Below are 21,321 nucleotides of genomic sequence, written 5' to 3' on the forward strand. Positions count from 1 at the left end.
TTTGTTAATATATTTATGCCCCGAAGACTCTTGTCCACGGGAACGCGAATGCAAATAAACCTACTGCGATCAGTCCCATAATCACCACTCCTAAAGAGATGGTAGGGTTGGCTTTTACTTTTTTGTTTACGATTGTCATTAAAACGGCTGCGATCAGCATAGAAAACGGATGTTCTACATATTGGAACCTGGCGTAAGAATCACTCATTAAAGTTCCTGAATCCAAAGCTGCTTTAAAGCCCGGAGAAAAAATTAGCAGCAAGCAAATTCCCACTAAAAACTGAATGTGAAAGAAAATCATCGTGAAAAGCGTTGTTTTCTTTAAGAATTTGTTCACTTTGCCGCTGAACCCAAACATGACCGTTAAAAGGGCAACAGTAAATAAAGCGACTAAAACTAATTCTAAATACCCAAAGCCTTTATGGGCACTAAGGAAAATTTTGTAAAAATCCATATCCTAATTTTTTCTTTTTTAAAGTACACAAATATAGCAAAAATCCCGGCGAAAAGCCGGGATTGATATTGAGAAAATCGAATGTTTTTATTTGATTAGAATTTGAAAGCAATTGATGCAGACCACGTTCTACCAAAACCAAAATACACTGTATTGCTTGTATCTAAACCTTTATAGAAGTTCAGAGGGTTGTTGATATATGTGTTATATGCTGCCTGTGCTTGTGCATCTGTATTCGATGAAGTTTTGAAATCAGCCAGCTCTTTTACGTGGTTAGATGATTTACCGTCAGAAATATAAGTAGTATCAAGCAGGTTATATACATTTCCTGTAAGTACTAATCTCTGACCTCTTCCCACATTGAATGTATAAGACAAACCTAAATCAAACAGATTGTAGCTTGGATATTTTAATGCTCCTTTTTGTGCATTTCTAGAGATAGATCCGTCTGCAGCAACTAAATAGTCTCCATTGAAATTTACCAGACCATAGTAGTTGTTATAGTAGTTCCAAGTTCCAAATACACTTAATTCTTTCACAGGTTTCACTGTAAATCCTAAAGCGGCTGTTGTTTGTGCTGCATCAGAAACTTTTACTCCGTCAAATGCTAATGTTACTTCAGATTTACCATTGAATAAAATAGGAGTTCCGTTCTCATCGAAAATAGTTCCGATTGGATTTCCTTTATAATACCAGTCACCAATAGATAACATTCCGTTAAATGATAGATAATCGGTTGCTTTTAAAGTTCCTTCAAATTCTACTCCCATGTGAATTTCCTGAATTCCGGTTACGTTAGCGTATGGCCTGCTATAGTTTCCTCCGGCAGGATTTGGAATGTTTGGTAAATTTGAGAATCTCTGATATCTATCTTTCCAAGAAGTATAATAAAGGTTTACATTCCCATTAAAGATACCACTTCTGAACCCATAACCAGCTTCAGCAGAAGCAATTTTTTCATTGGTTAATAATGGATTTACAATTTGCTGGTTTCCTGTTGCTCTACCATCAGCCGTATTAAATGCCGGGTTTGAAGTAGTAGCTCCCGCAAGAGCTGAATTATAAACCGCATTGAAGTTTGGCTGCTTAGAATAGTAGCCAACGTTTACAAAAACGTTGTTTTTTCCATCAATGTTATAGTTAATACCTCCTTTTGCGTTGAATCCGAATAAGAATTTCATAGGAGTTTTGGTGTTTACCGTTTGACCTTGCTGAATAGTAACGCCATCAACAATCCAGTTATCGATTCTGCTGTATCCTTGTTCTGAAGCAGATCCCTGGATAAATGCTGAAATCTTATCATTCGTATATTCAAGCTGACCGAAAATACCACCCCAAAGAACTTCACCGTTGTAGTTTCTGTAAACTACCTGATCTTTATTCTTTAATGCTTTTGCAAAAGGATTTGCAGAAGGTTTCGGATCCTGTACAAACGTTACATCATATCCTCCGGGAATATTTTTGTTATCTCTTTCGATATATTTTGTGTTGCCCCAAAGTTCAGTTAAAACTCCCGGGTGGTAACCGTAGTAATATCTTCCGTCAAATCCGGCTGAAAAATTCCAGTTGTCATTGATCTTATGCTGGAAGTTGGTAAGAATTCCGTACCAGTCATGTGAGTTGATACTTGCTCTTCTTGTTAATCCGTTTGTTCTTGTAGCAATACCAGGAGTAGCGTTTACATTACCAAATCCTGTTACAGCCTGACCTTGGTTCCATCTCACGATATCATCAAATCTGATAAGTCCCTCTGCAGTTTTAGGTAAGCTGTTGATGTTTGTTCCGTTAATACTTCCTATAACACCGGTTCCTCCACCTCTTCCCCAAGAAGCATATCCTACTGTAGATAATTTTGATTTTTCAGAAATATTCCAATCCCAGTTGATAGATGCTACCGGCTTGCTATAAAAGTTGATGGATTGAGACATTACATCTCCATTTAGCATCCCCCAGTTAGAATTATATCTTCTGTTAGGCTCATCAACTCCATTACCATACTTGATAAAGTTAGCGATTGAACTTTGGAAATTTTGCATGTGCCATTGAGGAGCACCTGTAAAAGTAAACTGGAAATCGTGTTTTTTGTTTGGCTGATACCCTAAAGCAAAATAATAATTGTATGCTTCAAATTCACTGGCATCAATATATGTATTACCAGCAGTTCTGCTCATTAAGAATGATGTAGACCATCCTTTTTCATTTTTTCCGGTATTGTATGAAAATAATGTTTTTAAATAACCGTTATTACCTACGCCCACTGATACATTACCTTCTCTTTTTTTGTCCGCAGCTCTTGTAACAATGTTAATAGTACCTCCGATAGAAGCAATAGCTAATTTTGAAGAACCGAGACCTCTTTGTACCTGCATAGCAGAAGTTACATCGGATAACCCGGCCCAGTTAGACCAATATACAGTACCTCCTTCCATGTCATTAACGGGTACCCCATTAATCATAACGGCTGTATTGTTGGTGTCAAAACCTCTGATGTTCACACGCCCGTCTCCAAAACCACCACCACCTTTTGCAGCGTAAATGGAAGGGGTTGTTTTTAAGATTTCAGGAAATTCCTGATTTCCTAATCTTTCAACAATCTGTGCTTCTTTGATTGTTGAAACTGCAACAGGAGTCTTTCTATCTTTAGCGATATCGGCAACACCTGTTAATACTACCTCTTCAATGTCTTTAGATTTCGATGCAGAATCCTGAACCTGTTGAGCGTAATAAACACTAGCTGTAGATAATGTGATTATCGCAGTTAGCATTGATTTGTTGATTAATTTCATAATCGTTAGTAATAGTTAGATTTAAATTTTCTGCAAAATTCGGGAAATAAATTTTAACTAATATTAACTTTATGTTAATTTTTACTCAATCTTAATAAGCTCTATAATTCTGATTTACAATGCATTGAATAATAATTGGATTTTCACATGAAAAAAATCACATTATTGAATTTTTAACAAAAGGCTGTGGTTTTTATTAAAAATTCAACTTTATTTTATAGCTTTAAGGCTAAGATCCATATTCTCGGCGGAGTGTGTTAAAGCTCCTGCAGATATATAGGTGACCCCGGTAGAAGCTATTTCTTTCAGCTGATCGCGCGTAATTCCGCCTGATGCTTCGGTTTCGCATGAGCCGTTGATCATCTTAACTGCTTCTTTCATCATTTTAATATCCATATTGTCAAGCATGATTCTGTCAACTTTTGCGTTGATCGCTTCACGAACCTCTTCGAGATTTCTGGTTTCAACTTCAATTTTGAGTTTTTTCTTATTTTTTTTGATGTAATCTTTTGCCATTTTTACAGCATTGATAATGCTGCCGTTATAATCAATATGATTATCCTTCAGCATGATCATATCATAAAGGCCATAGCGGTGATTTGTCCCGCCGCCTATGGCAACGGCCCATTTTTCGCAGATCCTGAAATTCGGTGTTGTTTTTCTTGTGTCCAGAAGCTTGGTTTTAGTGCCGACAAGACGGGAATCCCAGTCATGTGTAAGGGTAGCAATTCCGCTCATTCTCTGCATGCAGTTTAAAACCAGTCTTTCCGTTGAAAGAATAGATCTTGCGCTTCCCGTTACGATGAAAGCGACATCGCCAATTTTAACGGCCTCACCATCTTTCACAAAAGCTTCAATTTTTAAATTTTTATCAAAAGTTTTAAAGATAATTTTTGCCAGTTCTACTCCCGCAATAATACAATCCTGTTTTACCAGAAGTTTGGCACTTTGTTCCAGGTCTTTAGGGATCGTAGAAAGGGTAGAGTGGTCTCCATCCCGGATATCTTCTTCCAAAGCATTTTTTATAAACTGTTTTAAAGCTTTATCGGTAACGTATGGTGGTTTTTTCATATTTCATATTTTATTAGTAAAGCAAGATCTTTTTCCAAATGAAAGATCATGATTTATAAAAAGTAAAAAATTATTTTTCTTAATAATTTTAAAATATTAAGCCAGGTCTTTATTGTAAAAAGCTCCTTTATTCTCCTTCATTTCCATTGATTGGGTGATGATGAGGTGAGCAACGGTTGTTAGATTTCTCAATTCTGAAAGCTGTGGAGATAAAATAGAATAGTGGTAAATTTCATCCACGGCAGCAGCAATTTCCTGATGTTTCTGAAGTGCCATATTCAGACGGCGGTTGCTGCGTACAATTCCTACAAGATCGCTCATCATTTCCTGAAGTTGTTTTCTGAGATAAGAGACGATCACCATTTCATCCATGATTTTCATTCCTTCTTCATTCCATTCGGGAACAGCTTTGAGATCATCGAAATTAAAATGGTTTTCATTTAAAAGTTCAACCGTTTTAATGGCTGCATTATGCCCGAATACCAATCCTTCAAGTAGTGAGTTGGATGCTAACCGGTTCGCTCCGTGAAGTCCCGAATTGGTACATTCTCCTACCGCAAAAAGATTTCTTATAGAAGATTGTCCGTCTTTGTCTACTTCAATTCCTCCCATGAGGTAATGGCATGCCGGAACTACGGGAATAAGCTGTTTGAAGGGGTCAATTCCTTCATCTTTACATTTTTTATAGATATTCGGGAAATGTTCAAGGAATTTTTCATGATTCATTTCACGGCAGTCCAGTCCTACATATTCATCACCTGTAATTTTCATTTCGGCATCAATAGCTCGTGCCACAATATCTCTGGAGGCTAGTTCTTCACGCTCATCATATTTTTGCATGAATTTTTCGCCTCTTTTTGTTCTTAATTTTGCTCCGTCTCCACGCACAGCTTCGGAAATCAGAAACAGCATTCCGTCAATTTTACTGTATAAAGCGGTGGGGTGAAACTGGTAATACTGCATATTGGAAACCTTTCCTTTGGCCCTGGCAACGAATGCAATTCCATCTCCTGTAGCAATAGTGGGATTGGTAGTATTTTTGTAAACATGTCCGGCACCTCCTGTGGCTACCAAAGTTATTTTTGAGGTGATTTTTTTTATTTTTTTAGACTTTTCATCTAAAATATAAGCGCCGTAGCAGTGGATGTCGCCTTCATTCAGTTCTTTTCCGGGAACATGGTGCTGGGTAATAATGTCTATAACATAATGATGGTCAAGAATTTCAATATTGCTGCTTTTATTGGCTGTTTCCAGTAATGCCCTTTCGATTTCGAAACCTGTGATATCCTTGTGGTGTACAATTCTGTTTTCCGTATGGCCGCCTTCTCTTCCTAAAGCAAATTCGCCGTTTTTCATATCAAAATTAGCACCCCATTCCACGATTTCATTGAATCTTGCAGGAGCTTCGGTGACGACCATCTTTACAACATCACGTTTGTTTTCACCGTCTCCGGCACGCATGGTGTCTTCAATATGTTTGTCGAAATTATCATTTTTAGAATCCGTAACCACGGCAAGTCCGCCCTGTGCATATTTGGTATTGCTTTCGTCTTCATCAGATTTTGTTACAATAATTATTTTGGCATCAGGAAGCTGCTCAGAAACTTTTATGGCATAGGAAAGCCCCGAAATCCCGGAACCGATTACTAGTACATCCGCTTTTATCATATCCTTAGTTTAAGACAATCGTCTAAATAATTAAATAAATTTAAACAATTTTTCGTTTGGTTTTCTTACTTTTTTCATGTGCTGGAAATGATCTTCTTCCGAACGGTAGCCTAAAGCAAGGGTAACGGTTACCTTTTCTGACTCGGGATTTATTTCTAAAATTTCCTCGATAAGATCCTGGCGAAAGCCTTCCATGGGACAGGTGTCTATGTTTTCAATAGCCGCAGCGTACATGAGGTTTGCCAATACAATGTAAGACTGCTTTTCTGCCCAGTTGAAAATTTCATCGTGAGTTTTTTGATTAATATGCTGATTGATGCTTTTTCGGAAGAGGTCCAGTTTCTCCTCCGGAGTTTCCCTTACTTCCGAAATGTGTCTGAAATATCCGTTGATGTAGCTTTCATCCAATTTCTTTTTTGAAATAATAACAATCAGATGCGAGCAGGTGGAAATCTGTGACGGATTGTAAAATGCCGGAATTAGTTTTTCCTTCATCTCTTTACTTTCCACTACAAGAATTTTATAAGGCTGAAGACCCAGAGAGCTTGCAGATAACTTTCCTGATTCCAGAATATTATGCAGTATTTCCCGGGGAATAATCTCGGTGTTAAATTTTTTCACAGAATATCTTCTGCTTAAAGCTTCCAAATAATTCATATCACAAATTTAAGGATTGAACGTGAATTAATTCGGTTTTAACACGAAATATGCGAAATTATTACTGCGTGATTATTATAGGTGTTAAGGAACCTTGAAGGTTTGGCCACGTGTTGATACAAAAGCTTACGGCGGCCTTTCAGGCCGCCGTAAGCTTTTAATAAGGTTGATAATTTAATCCCTGTTCTTTACAAGCACCCATCCTGAGTAGGTAATAGGTGTATTTTTTTTGTCATTTTCATTCCAGGAAACAGAATACCAGTAACTTCCGGTGGAAACTTTTCTTCCTCCCATAGTTCCGTCCCATCGGTATCGGTTGGTTATATCTGCTTTATGAATCAATGCTCCGTATCGGTCAAAAACATTGAAAACAAGATTTTGTTTTCCCGCAAGTGCTGAATAATCTATGCCGTCATTTACACCGTCTCCGTTAGGCGTAATCACGTTGATGATATTTGGAACCACCACGGTAATATCAATTGGCTGGCAGTCATAAGCATCTTTTACATAAATTTTAAGATCACCACGGGGAATATTTTTGAATTCATTGGAGTCTTGCCAGTTAATTCCGTCAATGGAATATTTATAAGGTGCAGTACCTCCGATTGCATATACCGAAACAACATTATTCGAAATGTCGACACTCGAAATTACAGGCTGTTCAGAAGCATACACCTTAACTTTCTGGGTTGCAATACAATCGCCTGTTTTTAATTTTACCCAATAGGTGCCGACTCCCACATTGGAAATTGTTTGGCTTGTTGCACCGGTACTCCATTCATAGGATGTAAATCCTGCTCCGGCATCAAGGGTGGTGGTGTCTTCTATACAGATGATTTTATCCTGAAGAACAGTTGAAAAAACCGGAGGAATTACCTGAAGGGTTACTTTAGCAATATCGAAACATCCGAATGTGTTGCTCACTCTGATATAAATAACACCATTTGGAGCAATGTAATTTGTAGGATTTAAAATTTCATTGGTTTGATTCTGAGCATCTGTAAAAGAAGGGTAATACTTTTTTGTAATACCTGTTGATGTTGTAATTACCGGAGCTGTGGTAAGGTCAAAATGTCCTGTTGATGGATTGGTTTCCAGGAAACATGTTCTCAGGGTAGCGTCTGTTGTGGTGACTGTAGGTGCTACTTTCAGGGAAATGGTTGCGTCATTATTATCACATAAAACTGAAGTTGGATCTTTGATGACTACAGAAATATTTGTGTCTGTGCTATACTGGAAATTGGCTGGATTAGCTATTGGAGTTCCGCTGCCTGTTATATAATACGCAAAATTATAATTGCTTGGAACTGCAGTAAGCTGGGAGTTTAATGCTGTTAAGTCAATTGTTGCCATTCCTGTAAGATCCGGACAAATATTTTTTGTGATTGCAGTCTGCAGCAAAGGAATTTTATCAACATAAACCTTTACGTTTTTAATGGAATGTCTTGATCTGTTTCCTCCTGTGGAAGCTGAAAATCCGAAATAACCTACCGTCATTGCCGCTGCTGTTCCTGATGGAGCAAAAGACTGATTGCAAATTAAATTTCCGTTAATGGTAATTTTTACAATCCAGTTGGCAGGAGCTGCAGGATCGACTTCCGCAGTTACTTCAACATGTTTATATGTTGTTCCCTGAAAAGGAAGCGTGGTGTTCATGTCCGGTGAGTGGAAAGAACTTCCCGGAATGTTAAAAAATTCAACATTATTGTTGTCGGTAGTGTTGGCAACTTGTCCGTAGGCAACATGCACTTTGCTCATTACGGCAGTAGTGGTATTGTTGTAGGTGTCGAATCCTACGATAAATCCTACCGCATTCTGTGATACACCAAGTCCTGAACCTAAAACGCTGGCTACCGGCGGGTTGGCAAGGTACCAGAAAGCAATACCGTCTCCATTGGCCGTCTGGTTGGAATCCATTCTGAAATCGAACTCCACGCGCCACTTGTCACAATATTTAAGATTAATTGGATCGTTTAAGCGGATTGATCCGGATTGGTTGTTGGTGTCCGGAGTCAGCTGTACAAAATCTGTATTGACTACAGTGGGAGCTACCATTGTCCATCCTGTTGTATTTACGGGATTTCCTGTAAGCTGATAGGTTTGGGAGAAAAGGGTATTGTAAAAAGAAAGTGTGAAGATAAAAAATAAAAAAAGGTAGTTTTTTTTCATATGCTAGTCGTATTAATTATGATTGTAAATGTAATTAAATTTAAAAGGCATGTACGGTGTATTGCTGTTGTAAAGTGCCTGTGAGTAGATAATGTGTATCATAATCTGCTGAAATGGAAGCTCACTTCATATTGAAGTGAGCTTTAAGATACTTTATTCTCAATCCCGGTTTTTAACAAGGATCCATCCGGAATATTTTACAGGCGTATTTTTCTTGTCATTTTCATTCCAGGAAACGGAATACCAATAACTTCCTGTAGGAACTTTTCTTCCTGCTGCAGTTCCGTCCCATCGGTATTGGTTGGATTTATCTGCCTGGTGGATTTTGGCCCCGTAACGGTCATATACATTGAATATGAGATTCTGTTTTCCTGAAAGTGCAGAATAGTCAATAGCGTCATTGATGCCATCTCCATTCGGTGTTATTACATTAATGATATTCGGAACTACAATATTGATGTCAATAGGATTGCAGTCGTATGCATCTTTTACAAAAATATGGTTGTCTCCTCTAGGTATATTATTGAATTCATTAGAGTCCTGCCATTTAATTCCGTCCGTAGAATACTGATAAGGTGCGGTTCCGCCGTTCACATATATTGTAACGGTCGTGTTTGAAATATCAACACTTGAGATAACATGCTGGTCAGAAGCATAGACTTTTACGGTCTGGGTTGCCTCACAATCGCCTGCCTTCAGCTTTATCCAATAGGTACCCACCCCGACATTTGAAATTGTTTGAGTTGTTGCGCCGGTGCTCCATTCATATGCGGTAAATCCGGGTCCTGCATCAAGGGTTGTTGTATCTTCCATACAAATAATCTTATCTTCAAGAGTGTTTGAGAAAACCTGAGGGATAACGATAAGATTAACCTTGGCGATGGCATAGCAGCCATTTCCGTTAATAACTTTAATATAAATGACTCCGTTTGGCGAGATATAAGAATTAAATGTTAAAATTGAGTTTGTTCCGTTTTGGGCATCGGTTAGGGAAGGATAATATTGTTTCACAACTCCGTTTTGAGTCGTTACAGGAGCTGTTGTAAGATTAAATAATCCTGTTGAAGGATTGCTTTCAATAGCACATGCTCTTAAAGTTGCTTCCTGAACTTCCACTACAGGAAATAATGCTAATGTAATCTGTGCTACATCGGTACATCCTTGTGGAGTAGTGACCTGAGCATAAATAGTAGCCGCAGGAGAAAGAAAAGCAGAAAAATTGGTGATCGGGTTGATATGATTATTGAGGTCATACATTGTATTATAAAATACAGCGGTACTTCCCGGAACGGATGATAATGTTGCTGATGTAAGATCAAACACTGCTCCGCCGGCGTTATTGTTGTTGCATCCGGTAAGCGTTACATCATTGGCGGCAAAAGGACTTGGTGTAAGTACAATAGTTCCGTCCCCGTTGTCACATAATGTGGAAGAAGGATCTTTTACTACAACGGTAATAATAGTTGTGCCTGCAGAATATTGATAATCGGCAGGATTGGCAATTGGTGTTCCCCCAGGTCCGAAATAGGAGAAAGTATAATTGGCCGGATTTGTTACAAACTGGTTCTGGAATGAAGTTAGATCCACACTTCCGTTTCCTGTTGCCGGATTTACACATACAAAAGGGTTGATTGTATTTGTTAAGATGGGCACTTTATCAATATAGATCTTTGAATTTTTAATGGAATGTCTTGCACTTGCTCCGCCTGTTGCTGCAGAGAATCCGAAATAACCTGTCGTCATGCCTGTGGCTCCTCCTGAAGGGGCAAAAGACTGGTCAACAATCAGTACACCATCTATTCTTATTTTGATAAGCCAGTTGGTGGGGTTGGCCGGATCTGTTTCTCCGTTTACTTCTACATGTTTATATGTTGATCCCACAAAAGGCTGTGTAGGATTCAGGTCTGCTGAATGAAAAGTGCTTCCTGCGGTATTATTGTACTCGATATTGTTATTCAGCCCGTTATTTGTTCCGTACAGAACGTGGATTTTGCTCATTTGGCCTTCTGTAGAATTATTAAAAATATCAAATCCTACCATCAGTCCGCTGGCATTAGCAGGAATTCCGAGACCTCCTCCCGAAACAAATCCCGTAGGAGGATTGGCCAGGTACCAAAAAGTAAATCCGTCGCCTCTCCCATATTGTGCAGTTCCGTTTCCGTCAATCCTGAAATCAAATTCAACTTTCCATTTATCGCAATACTTCAGGTTGATAGGATCCTGAAGCTTTATCGCTCCATATTGGTTTCCGATGTCCTGGGTGAGTTGTATGAAATCCGTATTGACAGAGGCGCTGGAAACCAGATCCCACCCGGAAGTATTTACAGGGTTGCCCGTAAGCTGATAGGTCTGCGCAGAAATTTTGCCGGAAAAGCAGATTAAAATCAGGAGAAAATAAGAGAGCAGATTGTTTTTCATGAAGTGATTGGTTATTAATTATTGAGTTTTTTTAGTTGGCCATTTATGTTTTTGGTTTTAGTATTGCTTAAAAAAAGACCACTCCGCAAACCGAAGTGATCTTAATGTAAATTATTATTCTCTGTTCTTTACCAATACCCAGCCATTGTAAGTGGTCTGCGTACTATTTTTGTCATTTTCGTTCCATGTAATGGTGTACCAGTATGTGTCAGTGATTACTTTTTTACCGCCGGTTGTTCCGTCCCATTTATAATTTCTGATTTTGTCAGCTTGATAAAGCTTATTTCCGTATCTGTCAAAGATGGTGAAAACAAGATTTTTTTTGTAAGCAAGCGCAGAATAATCAATCACATCGTTTACATTATCGCCGTTCGGGGTGATGGCGTTAATAAGATTTGGAACCGTAATCTGTATCTGAATTGGTGTACAGTCATAAGCATCTTTCACGTATACTTTTACTTCACCTCTCGCGAGTCCTGTGAATACATTAGAATCCTGCCAGTTTACACCGTCAAGGGAATATTGATAAGGGCCTTTTCCTCCTTTTACGTTTACGGTAATGGTATTGTTTGTAATGTCGATCGTAGCAATAACAGGCTGAGGTGAAGGATTTACCCTTACCATCTGCTTTGTTATACATCTTCCTGTTTTTAGCTGTACCCAATACAAGCCTGGTGTAATATCCTGAACAGATTGTGTCGTGGCTCCCGTGCTCCATAAGTAGGTATCAAACCCCGGGCCTGCATCCAGTGTTGTTTTATCGTCAATACAGATCGTCTGATCTTTTAATACTGAAGAATAAACAGGAGGTAAAACTTTAAGTGTTATTTTAACAATCACAAAACAACCGGCAAGATTGGTGATTCTTACATAAACTGTAGACGATGTCGAAATATAATTGTTTGCCGGCACAATTTCATTGGTATCAGCAAGTGCGTCAGCTTCGGTTTTATAATATTTTTTTGTAATGCCTGATGCTGAAGTCACATTTGCCTGTGTAAGATCAAATGATGCTGTTGTAGGAGCATTTTCTATAAAACATGATTCTATCGTGGCATCATTTGACACGATCGGTGGGAAAAATGCCAGCGTAATTGGTGCTGAACCCACACATCCTAACGGTGTGGTTACTTTTACATATACCGTGCCCGCTGCAGAAACATAATTTGCAGGATTTGAAATTTCAAGCCCGGCAGTAAGGTCTGCTAATGTTTTATAGTATTTTTTTGTAGAGCCTGCGGGTTCATTTACATTTGCTAAAGTAAGGTTAAAGGTTGCTGTTCCGGCGTTATTGTTATTACATGCAGTAAGCGTGGCCGGAGTTGCAGTAAATGGTGATAGATTGAGTTGTATTTTACCATCCGGGTTGTCACAGAGTAATCCTGAATTATCTTTAACCAATACCGAAACAGTGGTATTGGCGCTGAACTGGTAATTCGTAGGGTTTGTGATGGGGGTTCCTGATACACTGTACGAGAAAGTGTAGTTTGAAGGGTTAGCTACAAACTGATTCTGGTAACTCGTTAGATTTACCGTTCCCTGTCCCGTAGTCGGGTTCGGACAAAAAGTATCGGTTACTGTTGTCTGATTAAGGGCTACTTTGTCAATGTAAACCTTTACGTTTTTAATGGAATGTCTTGATCTGTTTCCTCCTGTGGAAGCTGAAAATCCGAAATAACCTATCGTCATTGCCGCTGCTGTTCCTGATGGGGCAAAAGACTGGTTACAGATTTGATTTCCATCGATGGTAATTTTTACAATCCAGTTGGCAGGAGCCGCGGGGTCTACCTGTGCGGTCACTTCAACATGTTTATATGTTGTTCCCTGAAAAGGAAGCGTGGTGTTCATGTCCGGTGAGTGGAAAGAACTTCCGGCAACATTGAAAAATTCAACATTATTATTATCGGTAGTGTTGGCAACTTGTCCGTAGGCAACATGCACTTTGCTCATTACGGCAGTAGTGGTATTGTTGTAGGTGTCGAATCCTACGATAAATCCTACCGCATTCTGTGATACACCAAGTCCTGAACCTAAAACGCTGGCTACCGGCGGGTTGGCAAGGTACCAGAAAGCAATACCGTCTCCATTGGCCGTCTGGTTGGAATCCATTCTGAAATCGAACTCCACGCGCCACTTGTCACAATATTTAAGATTAATTGGATCGTTTAAGCGGATTGATCCGGATTGGTTGTTGGTGTCCGGAGTCAGCTGTACAAAATCTGTATTAACTACAGTGGGGGCGACCATGGTCCATCCTGTTGTATTTACGGGATTTCCTGTAAGCTGATAGGTTTGGGATAAAGCATATTTCGGAAAAAGAAGCAATGCATTTACCAATAAAAAGAGGTAGATTTTTTTACTCATTTATTAGACACTTAGATTTAGACGTGTCAAAGATATTAAATCCTAATCAATAAATATATATTTAATGTTAATTTTACCGAAATAGATGGTTATTTTATAATAAATGATAAGTTATATCAGTAAATACTGAAAGGTTATTACTTGTATTTAGTTTGAATATAAATTAAAAAAGAGAATTCTTTTCCATATTTTCAAAGTAAGTGTCAATGGCTAAATCTGCTGATGCTGCGGCAGTTACGGCAAGTTTATCGCACAGTTCATTCTCAAAATGGCCGGCATGGCCTTTAATCCAGTGCATTTTTGGCTTATGAAGATTGTACAATACCACAAATTTTTGCCAAAGATCAGGATTTTTTACATTTTTCCAGCCTCTTTTGATCCATCCGGCAAGCCAGTTCTGATTGATGGCATCGGCAACATACTTGCTGTCGGTATAAACATGAATGTCATTTTCAGGAGATTTCAGTTTTTCCAGAGCAGTAATTACGGCGAGAAGCTCCATTCTGTTGTTGGTAGTTTTCCTGAAACCTTTTGAGAATGTTTTCTGGTAGTTTTTTTCGGGGACCCGCATGAGAATTCCATACCCGCCTTTTCCGGGATTTCCGCTGCATGCGCCGTCGGTGTATATTTCAATTCTCATATCAGATTTAGGCTGAGGCTAAGATTTAGTTTAAAAAAATAAGGAATGATTTAACTATCAATTATTTTAAAAAGGAAAATCATCGTCATCATCAAAATCATTCATAGAAGATCCTGATACCTGGGAATTATTCGGAAGATCAAATGCTGCTCCGGGCTGTATGGTTGTTTTAATCTTATCAAAGCCACTTGGTTCGGCAGACCCAAAATTAGAAGGGTATCCGCCACCCATTCCGCCATCAAAAGCTGCTTCAATATCCCCGAATTTAGCAAAATGTTTCAGGAAGGATAAGCGTACATCGGCAGTTGCACCGTTCCTGTGCTTGGCGATAATAAGCTCTGCCTGGTTTTCCGTTGAGGTTTCCTGGCCTTCTTCATCATTATCCCAAACGGTGATTTTATAATACTCCGGTCTGAAGATAAAGGATACGATATCCGCATCCTGCTCGATTGCTCCGGATTCCCTAAGGTCGGAAAGCTGGGGTCTTTTTCCGGGACGTGTTTCCACACTACGCGAAAGCTGCGAAAGAGCAATAACAGGAACGTTAAGTTCTTTTGCGATGGCTTTCAGTGATCTTGAGATCATGGAAATTTCCTGTTCACGGTTTCCGGTTCCTTTTCCGCCGCCACCGGCTGTCATCAGCTGAAGATAATCGACCATAATCAATCGTACACCATGCTGCATTACCAATCTACGGCATTTTGCACGGAAGTCAAAGATAGAAAGAGAAGGAGTTTCATCAATATAGAGCGGAGCATTTTCAAGTTCTGATACATTGGAGAACAGTCTTTGCCATTCTTCATCGTCCAGTGTTCCTTTTCTTAATTTTTCGGAAGAAATTCTCGTTTCGGACGCAATCATCCTCGTGATAAGCTGTACGGAAGCCATTTCAAGGGAAAACAGAGCCATCGGAATTTTGTGTCCTACAGCGATATTTCTTGCCATGGAAAGAAGAAATGCGGTTTTTCCCATTGCCGGACGTGCCGCAATAATGATAAGGTCGGAATTCTGCCATCCTCCGGTTTCTTTATCCACATCACGGAATCCTGAAGGTACCCCAGAAAGCCCTTCTTTATCTTTTAAAGATTTAATGGTGTCAATGGCCTGCTTTACTAATGAATTAGCGGTATCAAACCCTTTTTTGATCGTTCCGTTGGTGATCTCGAAAAATGACTGTTCGGCTTTATCCAACAATTCAAAAACGTCGGTTGATTCTTTATAGGCGGCATCAATAACGTTCGCCGATACATTAATTAAACTTCGTAAAATATATTTTTCGAGAATAACACGAACATGATATTCGATATGTGCAGACGAACTTACTCCCATCGTAAGATCAATGATATAGCTGTCTCCGCCGGCAAGATTCAATCTGCCTTCCTTCTTCAGATCCTGTATGATGGTCATTAAGTCAACCGGCTGGTTTCCTTCGTAAAGTTTTAAAATGGTAGAAAAAATTACCTGATGTCTCGGATCATAAAAAACTTCCGGTGTAAGTAAATCAATAGAATGGTCCAGACCCTTTTTGTCAATTAAAAAGGTTCCGATAACCAGTCTTTCGAAATCCAGAGCATTTGGCGGCATTTTTCCGTCAGCAATGGAGAGTTCTTTTGCAAAGTTTCCGTTCGTCAATGAAGATAATGTTTCTTTCTGCGCCATAGTTCTGCAAAGATAGTTTTTTTGAAAAGCAATTAAAAAATAGTATTCAACAATTTATGAACACAACATTGTTAAAATATAATAAGAATGCGGTTTTGTGTTGATGTGCATAAAAAAATCACCTCTGTTAAGAGGTGATTTAAGTGTTTGAAAATTAACGGGTTGATTAATCGATGTTTTTTACCAATACCCAGCCGCTGTATTTGGTTTCGGTATTGTTTTTATCATTTTCAGTCCACGTTATGGTATACCAGTATGTACCGGTTACGATTTTCTTGCCATTGGAAGTTCCGTCCCAGGTATAGTTCCTGATTTTATCGGCACGGTACAGCATGTTTCCGTATCTGTCATACACGGTGAAAACAACATTTTTCTTATATGACAGTGCTGAATAATCTATATAATCATTTTTGTTGTCCCCGTTTGGCGTAATGGCATTGATCAGATTAGGAACCGTTACCTGAACGCTGATAGGGTTACAATCATAAGAATCTTTCACATATACTGTATTTTCGCCTCTCGGAAGCCCGGAGAATACGTTTGAATCCTGCCAGTTCGTACCGTCAAGTGAATATTGGTAAGGACCTTTTCCTCCGTTTACGGTTACGGTAAAAGAATCGTTTGTGATCTCAATATTGGTAATAACCGGCTGTACGGAAGCGCTCACTTTTACTGGCTGTAATGTCCAGCATTTTCCTGTTTTTAATTTAACCCAGTAAACACCTGCAGACACATTGGAAATAGATTGTGTGGTAGCACCTGTGCTCCATTCGTAAGCGTCAAATCCAGGACCTGCATCTAAAGTGGTTTTATCTTCTATACAGATGATCTTATCTTTAAGAATGGAAGATGTTACAGGAGGTAAAACTTTCAGGTTAATTTTTGCAATAGCATAACAATTCGTGTCATTAATTACTCTCACATATACCACACTTGTTGTTGCAATGTAAGCTGCGGGATTTAATATTTCATTTGTTCCTGCTACAGCATCGGCTTCTGTTTTAAAATATTTTTTGGAAGTTCCTGTCTGAGACGTTACTGCTGTTTGTGTCAAATCAAACGAAGCTGTTGTTACATTTGTAGCTATATAGCATTCTTCAATAGAGGCATCATTTACTACAACAACAGGATTAAACTGTAAAGTAATCTGGTTGTATCCTGTACATCCCTGCGGCGTTCTTACTTTTACGTATACTGTTTTTGGAGCAACAGAGGTATATGCAGATGGGGTTATAATTTCATTGGTTCCTGCATTCAGGTCCGCAAGGGTAGGGTAGTATTTTTTGGTTACATTCGTTGAAGTCGGATAAGAATTTGCAGTCGTCAAATTAAAAACTCCGGTTCCTGCATTATTGTTATTACAAGCCTTTACAGTAGTAGGAACTACATCAAGAGCAGGTAAGAACTGCAGTGTTATCTGGGCTGTTCCTACACATCCTTCTGAAGTTGTAACTTTTACGAATACTGTTTTCGGAGCGGCAGACGCATAGGAAGAAGGATTGGTAATCTCATTGGTTCCTGCGTTCAGATCGGCCATGGTAGGATAATACTTTTTAGTAACGTTGGTAGGGTTGTAGACATTCGCAGAATTTAAATCGAAGTACCCGATACCGGTATTATCGAAATTACATGAAGATATTGTTGCGTCCTGTACTACAATATTACCTGATCTGAATTTGAATTTACCAACTTGGAAACATCCGTTTATAGGATTGTTCGGGTTGGCAGGATCGGTATATTTTAATCTGTAATAATAGATGGTTGTTGCATTCACCATAATAGGCGTCGTAATTGGCGCATTTCCTGTGATGGCGTCATTGCTTGTTAAATGGTAAGATACCGTAAAGTTCGGGTTACCGTTGATGATTCCTGTAGATAGAGTACTGAAATCAAACATGGTAGGCAGAGCACACTTTAAAATTTCATTCGGATCTGCAGGGTTTGCAGCCGGAGAACCTGGTGCAATAAATGGATTCGGTGTTAATGCAGGGTCTGTAAATGCAGAAGTAAGGGTTGCAGTTCCTCCCCAGGTTAAAGAAAATCCTAAAGAATTATGACTAAAGTTATCTACCAATAAAACATAAGTTTGGCCGGCAGTTACATTCATAGGTGGATTGTATCCTGCATTCGGTGCATTTGGCGGGTTGGCCGATAATCCGGTTGGGTTTGGCCAGGTTCCCGTCATTCCTGCATAATTACACGTTACGGGCGTTCCTAAGTTTCCGCATGTAGGGCTTGGTCCCCATACTGCCCAGTCATAATCGGCTGAGTTTCCCGGTGCGGTAGCAGGAAGGGTTAAATCTACATTGGGTGTTATTTCGAAAGTTAATGTACCCGAAGTTGCTACCGTAAAGCTGTACCATACAGAGTAGTGTTCTCCACCTTTTAGGCATAGCCAGTCCGGTGCAGGGTTGGGGATATCAGTAACTGTTCCGGGGCCGGTAGGATCATAGGAAATATTTGAATTTCCACATACCGGAATAGCAGTAATACAATCCGACTGTGAAAAAAATAATTGTGAGAAAAATAAAACAGTCAGCAATAGTACTTTCTTCATTAGAAATGATTTTTATAATTTATTATTTTTTACATGTGAAAAAAACCGCTTAAGAAAGCGGTTTTCTTTATTACTTTATTCTCTATTTTTCACCATCACCCATCCGGAGAATTTGAATGGCGTATTTTTCTTGTCATTTTCATTCCATGTTACGGTGTACCAATAAGTTCCGGTAGGTACTTTCTTGCCACCTGTAGTTCCGTCCCATTTGTATCCGTTGAATTTATCGGCTTGTCCTACTTTTACACCGTATCTGTCAAAAATACTTAGTATTAGATTTTGCTTACTTGCCAATGCGGAATAATCAATTACGTCATTCACACCATCTCCGTTAGGAGTAATAACATTTACGAGATTCGGAACAACTACAGTAACTGTAATAGGATCGCAGTCGTATCCGTCTTTTACATATATTGAATTGTCACCTCTTGGAACATTTGTAAAAATGTTAGAATCCTGCCAGTTGATTCCGTCAAGAGAATATTTGTAAGGTGCGGTTCCACCTACAACATTCACAGTAACGCTATTGTTGGCAATGTCAATACCGGAAATAACAGGCTGATCAGAAGGATATACTTTTACGGTTTGTCTTGTAATACAGTCTCCTGTTTTCAGTTCTACCCAATAAGTACCTACAGTTACGTTATTAATGGTCTGTGTTGTAGCACCTGTGCTCCATTTATATCCTGTAAATCCTGGTCCTGCATCCAGCGTTGTTGTATCTTCTATACAAATGATCTTATCATCCAGCGTATTTGAATATACCGGTGGTAAAACAACTAGATTTACTTTAGCGACTCCGTAACATCCGTTTCCATCCGTTACTTTTATAAATACCACGCCGTTCGGAGAGATATAGGTGCTTGGGTTGGCAATCTGATTGGTTCCTGCTACTGCATCAGCCATTGACGGATAATACGTTTTAACTCCTGTTTGTGTCGTAACTGGTGCTACTGTAAGATCGAATGAAGCCGTAGCGGGATTTGTTTCGATGAAACAAGATCTAAGCGTTGCTTCTGTTACCGTTACTACCGGGAAGAAGGCTAATGTAATTATTGCAGTTGCTTTACAGTCAAATGGTGAAGTGAGCAATACATACACGCTACCACCAGCAGAAACATATTGATAAGGGTTTGTGATTTCGTTGGTTCCGGCATTAAGATCCGCTAATGTCGGGTAATATTTTCGGGTTACCGTAGGATCGGCATTTACGTTAGCCGTCGTAAGATCAAAAACAGCAGTCCCTTGGTTGTTATTGTTACACTTCGTTAGCGTTACATTGGTCCCGGTAATGGCTTTCTGTATGAATTTGAAACTACCCGGAATTCTACATCTGTTAATAGCGGTAGCCGGAGCCCCCGGAACCGAATAGGTAATTGCATAGAAATAGGTACTGGTAGTATTTACGGTAATAGGTGTCGTAATAGGGTTGTTTCCCGAGATCGCATCATTTTGATTATAATAATATGATACATTAAAGTTCGGGTTATTGTTTACAATACCGGCTGAAAGCGTTGTAAAATCAAAAACAGCAGGATTTGAACATACTACAACTTCTCTTGGAGAGTTTGGTGTAGGTCCTGGAGTTCCCGGCTCCATGAAAGGATATGGCTGGAATGCACTGTTGAAAGGTGAAACCAGTGTAGCAGTACCTCCCCATGACAATACGAAACCATTGGCGCTCGATGAGAAGTTATCTACAAGGAGATAATAGGTTTGTCCTGCTACTACGTTCATGCTGGAACAGAATGCAGAGCCTCCTGCGCCTGAAGAGGTATTGGTTGCGGTTGTGTTAAGTCCTGTTGGGCCATCGTCAGCAGAATAATTACATCTGATAGGTCCTCCTAAATTTCCACAAGTAACATTAGGCCCATATACAGCCCAGTCATAATCATCACTGAAATTATTCGGGTTGATAACAAACGTTAATGTACCTGATGTCGCAATGGTAAAAGTGTACCAAATGGAGAAGTGTTCAGTGCCTAAACATCCTCCAAGGGTTTCCATTACGTTACCAGGACCTGTTGGTGTAAAAGAAATAGGTGTATTTCCGCAAACCTGTACGTTTCCGCCGCAATCTGAACTGGATTGTGCGAAAATGGTCTGGGAAATTAAAATTAAAAAAATATATAGAGCTTTTTTCATTTTAGTTGTTTTAAAGTTTGCAATGCTAGATTAATTCATAGATGGAATCAGTATTCTGCCCCATGTTGCTGAGCCGGTAGAAGGATTTTTATTTTCAAATGCTTTCAATGCGTTCTGAAATTGTTTTTCGGCATTTCCTTTATTGCCGGATCTTTCCTGAAATTTGGCTTTTAATATAGCCAGCCTGGGATTGTTCTGTGCATTGGGTTCAGCTTTTGCAATGAATTGCGAAGCCGCTTCCAGATCTTTTTTAGCATCTGCTCCGCTGATCTGAGATCTTTGAAGCGCGATCAAACCTAGCAGTATGTCTGCTTCTGCATTATTCTGCTTGTTGTCTGAATAAGCTGCTTTTCCATATTTTCTGGCAAGTGCATTGATTTCAGAAACATCCTGGGATGGCGTTTTTTTAAGCTGCAGTTCTGCTTTCATATACATGGCTACTGCCGCATAATAATACGCTTCCCATTTTTCCGTAGGTTTTGTAGAAGTGTACCTGGAAAGCTTTTGAAAAGCATTGTCGAAGTCGTTTTCTGTTTTAGCATTATTTACCTGCGAAACAGTTTGTTTGAAGTCTTTTTCGGTATAGTTCTGAGCATTTAGGCAAAAACCAATTACCAAAAAACAAATAAGTAGAGTTTTTTTCATGTAAGGGAATTTTATATCACAAATATAAAAAATTATTAAATTTAAATTAAAGTTTTTAAAATTAATTTAATAAATTGATCTTTATTGT

13 protein-coding genes are annotated in these 21,321 nt (G+C 39.1%); all 13 read right to left on the minus strand.

The genetic code is table 11. The features are described 5' to 3' along the window. Positions 1-13 precede the first annotated feature (13 nt). The 13 genes from U9K52_RS11640 to U9K52_RS11700 all read right to left on the minus strand — a co-directional run bounded on the left by U9K52_RS11640 (position 14) and on the right by U9K52_RS11700 (position 21,233). Entirely contained in the window at positions 14-454 is a 441-nt protein-coding gene (locus U9K52_RS11640) for a hypothetical protein (RefSeq protein WP_248389801.1), read from the minus strand. Between the two features lie 95 nt (positions 455-549). Next, positions 550-3,219, minus strand: coding sequence for a TonB-dependent receptor domain-containing protein (locus tag U9K52_RS11645; protein ID WP_322926612.1), 2,670 nt, complete (start codon positions 3,217-3,219; stop codon positions 550-552). Between the two features lie 231 nt (positions 3,220-3,450). After that, positions 3,451-4,311 carry a carboxylating nicotinate-nucleotide diphosphorylase gene (nadC, locus tag U9K52_RS11650; protein WP_322926613.1) on the minus strand — a complete coding sequence of 287 codons (861 nt, stop codon included), beginning with the start codon at positions 4,309-4,311 and terminating at the stop codon, positions 3,451-3,453. Between the two features lie 96 nt (positions 4,312-4,407). Next, positions 4,408-5,979, minus strand: coding sequence for an L-aspartate oxidase (gene nadB / locus U9K52_RS11655; protein WP_248389810.1), 1,572 nt, complete (start codon positions 5,977-5,979; stop codon positions 4,408-4,410). Positions 5,980-6,009: 30 nt separating this feature from the next. Next, a complete protein-coding gene (locus U9K52_RS11660; RefSeq protein ID WP_263601745.1) occupies positions 6,010-6,636 on the minus strand; it encodes an NAD(P)H-dependent oxidoreductase in 627 nt (208 codons plus the stop codon). Positions 6,637-6,810: 174 nt separating this feature from the next. Next, positions 6,811-8,805, minus strand: coding sequence for a lectin-like domain-containing protein (locus U9K52_RS11665; protein ID WP_322926616.1), 1,995 nt, complete (start codon positions 8,803-8,805; stop codon positions 6,811-6,813). 159 nt (positions 8,806-8,964) lie between these two features. Continuing rightward, positions 8,965-11,223 carry a T9SS type B sorting domain-containing protein gene (locus tag U9K52_RS11670; protein ID WP_322926617.1) on the minus strand — a complete coding sequence of 753 codons (2,259 nt, stop codon included), beginning with the start codon at positions 11,221-11,223 and terminating at the stop codon, positions 8,965-8,967. A 114-nt stretch (positions 11,224-11,337) separates the two neighbouring features. After that, complete coding sequence (locus tag U9K52_RS11675; protein WP_263601742.1) at positions 11,338-13,587, minus strand: lectin-like domain-containing protein; 2,250 nt, start codon at positions 13,585-13,587, stop codon at positions 11,338-11,340. Positions 13,588-13,750: 163 nt separating this feature from the next. Next, positions 13,751-14,227: a ribonuclease HI gene (gene rnhA, locus U9K52_RS11680; RefSeq protein ID WP_248389832.1), complete on the minus strand. Its 477-nt coding sequence runs from the start codon at positions 14,225-14,227 to the stop codon at positions 13,751-13,753. Positions 14,228-14,293: 66 nt separating this feature from the next. Continuing rightward, complete coding sequence (dnaB, locus tag U9K52_RS11685; RefSeq protein WP_248389833.1) at positions 14,294-15,886, minus strand: replicative DNA helicase; 1,593 nt, start codon at positions 15,884-15,886, stop codon at positions 14,294-14,296. Positions 15,887-16,052: 166 nt separating this feature from the next. Next, positions 16,053-18,443: a T9SS type B sorting domain-containing protein gene (locus U9K52_RS11690; protein WP_322926620.1), complete on the minus strand. Its 2,391-nt coding sequence runs from the start codon at positions 18,441-18,443 to the stop codon at positions 16,053-16,055. 75 nt (positions 18,444-18,518) lie between these two features. Continuing rightward, positions 18,519-20,588: a T9SS type B sorting domain-containing protein gene (locus U9K52_RS11695; protein WP_312174901.1), complete on the minus strand. Its 2,070-nt coding sequence runs from the start codon at positions 20,586-20,588 to the stop codon at positions 18,519-18,521. 30 nt (positions 20,589-20,618) lie between these two features. Beyond that, positions 20,619-21,233, minus strand: coding sequence for a hypothetical protein (locus U9K52_RS11700; protein ID WP_322926621.1), 615 nt, complete (start codon positions 21,231-21,233; stop codon positions 20,619-20,621). Positions 21,234-21,321 lie beyond the last annotated feature (88 nt).

Source organism: Chryseobacterium sp. MHB01 (assembly GCF_034651565.1).
Lineage (GTDB): Bacteria > Bacteroidota > Bacteroidia > Flavobacteriales > Weeksellaceae > Chryseobacterium > Chryseobacterium nepalense.

What these genes read in the sequence shown, in the direction of transcription:
- nadB (WP_248389810.1), bottom strand. Translation starts at nt 5,979, where the DNA reads ATGATAAAAGCGGATGTACTAGTAATCGGTTCCGGGATTTCGGGGCTT.
- U9K52_RS11695 (WP_312174901.1), bottom strand. Translation starts at nt 20,588, where the DNA reads ATGAAAAAAGCTCTATATATTTTTTTAATTTTAATTTCCCAGACCATT.
- U9K52_RS11670 (WP_322926617.1), bottom strand. Translation starts at nt 11,223, where the DNA reads ATGAAAAACAATCTGCTCTCTTATTTTCTCCTGATTTTAATCTGCTTT.
- U9K52_RS11645 (WP_322926612.1), bottom strand. Translation starts at nt 3,219, where the DNA reads ATGCTAACTGCGATAATCACATTATCTACAGCTAGTGTTTATTACGCT.
- U9K52_RS11665 (WP_322926616.1), bottom strand. Translation starts at nt 8,805, where the DNA reads ATGAAAAAAAACTACCTTTTTTTATTTTTTATCTTCACACTTTCTTTT.
- rnhA (WP_248389832.1), bottom strand. Translation starts at nt 14,227, where the DNA reads ATGAGAATTGAAATATACACCGACGGCGCATGCAGCGGAAATCCCGGA.
- U9K52_RS11690 (WP_322926620.1), bottom strand. Translation starts at nt 18,443, where the DNA reads ATGAAGAAAGTACTATTGCTGACTGTTTTATTTTTCTCACAATTATTT.
- U9K52_RS11675 (WP_263601742.1), bottom strand. Translation starts at nt 13,587, where the DNA reads ATGAGTAAAAAAATCTACCTCTTTTTATTGGTAAATGCATTGCTTCTT.
- U9K52_RS11660 (WP_263601745.1), bottom strand. Translation starts at nt 6,636, where the DNA reads ATGAATTATTTGGAAGCTTTAAGCAGAAGATATTCTGTGAAAAAATTT.
- U9K52_RS11640 (WP_248389801.1), bottom strand. Translation starts at nt 454, where the DNA reads ATGGATTTTTACAAAATTTTCCTTAGTGCCCATAAAGGCTTTGGGTAT.
- U9K52_RS11700 (WP_322926621.1), bottom strand. Translation starts at nt 21,233, where the DNA reads ATGAAAAAAACTCTACTTATTTGTTTTTTGGTAATTGGTTTTTGCCTA.
- dnaB (WP_248389833.1), bottom strand. Translation starts at nt 15,886, where the DNA reads ATGGCGCAGAAAGAAACATTATCTTCATTGACGAACGGAAACTTTGCA.
- nadC (WP_322926613.1), bottom strand. Translation starts at nt 4,311, where the DNA reads ATGAAAAAACCACCATACGTTACCGATAAAGCTTTAAAACAGTTTATA.